Origin of the sequence: Pseudomonas sp. HMWF021 (genome assembly GCF_003061005.1) — a bacterium.
Classification (GTDB): Bacteria; Pseudomonadota; Gammaproteobacteria; order Pseudomonadales; family Pseudomonadaceae; genus Aquipseudomonas.
In genome coordinates this window covers 1-1,287 of sequence record NZ_QAIK01000183.1, presented here as the reverse complement: position 1 = coordinate 1,287, position 1,287 = coordinate 1, and the positions used below count along the sequence as shown (strand labels likewise).

The following is a 1,287-nucleotide window of genomic DNA, read 5'->3' as shown; positions in this document are numbered from 1 at the left end:
CCTGTAGGAGCTGTCGAGTGAAACGAGGCTGCGATCTTTGCGTTTCGATTGAAGATCAAAAGATCGCAGCGTGCCGCAGCGCCTACAGGCTTACGACACGGGATCGCTCACCGCCGCTGTGACCCCGAAAAACCCTGTAGGAGCTGTCGAGTGAAACGAGGCTGCGATCTTTGCGTTTCGATTGAAGATCAAAAGATCGCAGCGTGCCGCAGCTCCCACAGGCTGGCGACACAGGACCGCTCACCGCCGCTGCGACCCCGAAAAAACCTGTAGGAGCTGTCGAGTGAAACGAGGCTGCGATCTTTGCGTTTCGATTGAAGATCAAAAGATCGCAGCGTGCCGCAGCTCCTACAGGCTTACGACACGGGATCGCTCACTGCCGCTGTAACCCCGAAAAAACCTGTAGGAGCTGTCGAGTGAAACGAGGCTGCGATCTTTGTGCTTCGATTGAAGATCAAAAGATCGCAGCGTGCCGCAGCTCCTACAGGCTTGCGACACGGGATCGCTCACCGCCGCTGCGACCCCGAAAAAACCTGTAGGAGCTGTCGAGTGAAACGAGGCTGCGATCTTTGCGTTTCGATTGAAGATCAAAAGATCGCAGCGTGCCGCAGCTCCTACAGGCTTACGACACGGGATCGCTCACTGCCGCTGTGATCACGCAAAACCCTGTAGGAGCTGTCGAGTGAAACGAGGCTGCGATCTTTGTGCTTCGATTGAAGATCAAAAGATCGCAGCGTGCCGCAGTTCCTACAGGCTTACGACACGGGATCGCTCACCGCCGCTGCGACCCCGAAAAACCCTGTAGGAGCTGTCGAGTGAAACGAGGCTGCGATCTTTGTGCTTCGATTGAAGATCAAAGATCGCAGCGTGCCGCAGCGCCTACACGGGGATCTTGGCGATCACCTTGATCTCGAACTGAAACCCGGCCAGCCAGGTCGCGCCGACAGCGGTTATCGTCGGGTACGGCGCATTGCCCCAGAACTCCGGCACCACTTCCCAGATGGTCTCAAAGGTCGATTGCGGGTCGACCATGAACACCGTGACGTCCACCACATCGGCGAAGCTGCAACCGGCGGCATCGAGGATCGCATTGAGGTTGTTGAAGGCCAGACGCACCTGATCCTGCAGGTCCGGTTCGGGCGAGCCGTCTTCACGGCTGCCGACTTGCCCGGAGACGAACAGAAAACCATTGGAGCGAATTGCCGGCGAGTAGCGATGGCGCTCGTAAAGGGCATGGCGGGCGGGTGGGAAAACTGCGTCGCGCTGGGTCATGGGTGTCTCCATCAT

Annotated in this window: 1 protein-coding gene; it reads right to left on the bottom strand. The window is 58.0% G+C overall.

Going from position 1 to position 1,287, the window contains the following annotated elements; translation table 11 throughout:
• Nucleotides 1-879 precede the first annotated feature (879 nt).
• Nucleotides 880-1,272 carry a RidA family protein gene (locus tag DBR18_RS26440; protein ID WP_108592593.1) on the bottom strand — a complete coding sequence of 131 codons (393 nt, stop codon included), beginning with the start codon at nucleotides 1,270-1,272 and terminating at the stop codon, nucleotides 880-882.
• Nucleotides 1,273-1,287: the final 15 nt, after the last annotated feature.

Excerpts from the sequence above, each read along its gene's own strand:
- DBR18_RS26440 (WP_108592593.1), bottom strand. The coding sequence starts at position 1,272 with ATGACCCAGCGCGACGCAGTTTTCCCACCCGCCCGCCATGCCCTTTAC.